The 1,230-nt window shown below is 52.8% G+C and carries 2 protein-coding genes and 1 pseudogene; all 3 read left to right on the top strand.

Annotated features, from left to right (window positions below):
- Window positions 1-347 (top strand): annotated as a pseudogene (locus tag HWQ67_RS19105) (S-adenosylmethionine decarboxylase); the annotation flags it as partial.
- A gap of 42 nt (window positions 348-389) precedes the next feature.
- The gene (locus HWQ67_RS19100; RefSeq protein ID WP_218254283.1) at window positions 390-719 is read left to right on the top strand and encodes a hypothetical protein; all 330 of its coding nucleotides are present in this window, start codon (window positions 390-392) and stop codon (window positions 717-719) included.
- A gap of 5 nt (window positions 720-724) precedes the next feature.
- Window positions 725-1,087 (top strand): D-Ala-D-Ala carboxypeptidase family metallohydrolase, encoded by a 363-nt coding sequence (locus HWQ67_RS19095; protein WP_218254282.1) that lies wholly within the window; start codon window positions 725-727, stop codon window positions 1,085-1,087.
- Window positions 1,088-1,230 lie beyond the last annotated feature (143 nt).

Genomic DNA, 1,230 nt, shown 5'->3' with positions numbered 1-1,230 from the left:
TGACAGTCCTCGGGGAACGAGAATGGCAGACCGGCTGGCGAGTCCGGTTCGTGCCGAGGTCGGCTATCCATCTGGCAAAAATGGCCAGGGATATAATCGACCTGGTGGGCATGACCATAGATGGCGATCCAGATATTCGTCATTATCCGACTCCGGAGGGCAACGGTGGCCAAGGCATTCAACTATATCAGCCTCTGGTAGAGTCGTGGCTCATCCTGGGGACTTGGCCGGAGCATGGGTTTTTGAGGGTGAACCTATCATCCTGCAAACCGTATGATATTGGAATTGTGCGGCGTTATCTCGAACTTCTGGGCAATATTGAGGCTGAGTGGTTGGGGGAATTGTGAATGCCCGAGGATTATGGTCCCTGTTGGCCGCAATGTAAGGAGATGCTGGAGAAATACATCGAGCTGAAAATCGGTATTCTGGATGCTGTCTTGAAAGAGCGGGAAAAGGCTGTGGAGAACTTGGCCAAACAGGAAGCCCAAAATGCCGCAGCAAGTATCGCCAAGGAGTATGTTTTGCGGGAAACTCACACCCGGGATATCAAGACTCTTCAGGAGCAGATAAGCGGTCCCCTTGGCATGGAGTTGCGGATGAGGGCGCTTGAGCAGTCCAAGGGAGTTGTAGATGCCAAGATGTATATGATTCTCATAGGCATCCCTTTGGCTGTTAGTGGTCTTATGTATATTTTAATGAACCACCTTCCTAAGATGTAGTGGTTATGGACACTTTGACTAAAAACTTCCGGCGCAGTGAGTTTGAGTGCCGATGTGGTTGCGGCCTGGATACCATCAGCTACGAATTAGTGGAGGCGCTGCAGATTCTGCGGGAGCAGTTAGGGTGCGCTATCCACGTCACTTCGGGCTGCCGGTGTGAGGCCCACAACCAGGCGGTTGGTGGGGAGGAGAATAGCCAACACCTCCTGAAGAACGGCTGCCGAGCTGCCGACATTGTGGTGAGGAACATGACTCCCCGGCAGGTGGCCCGGGAGGCTGAGAGGATAGAGGTTTTCAGGAACAGTGGCATCGGAAACTATAGAGGCTTCACCCACCTGGACGTGCGTAGGTGGAAGGCACGGTGGTAAGGAGGAATGGAGATGAACAACTTTTTGGGTAATTGGAAAACTACCACAAGCGGCATCGCCGGTATCATCTTTGCCATCGTAGGCATGGCGATTGGGAAGATCAACTACACCGAAGGGGCAGCCATGATCATTGCTAGCATCGG

Source organism: Candidatus Magnetobacterium casense, from assembly GCF_019173545.1.
GTDB lineage: Bacteria > Nitrospirota > Thermodesulfovibrionia > Thermodesulfovibrionales > Magnetobacteriaceae > Magnetobacterium > Magnetobacterium cryptolimnobacter.
This window is presented reverse-complemented; position numbering and strand designations above follow the sequence as displayed.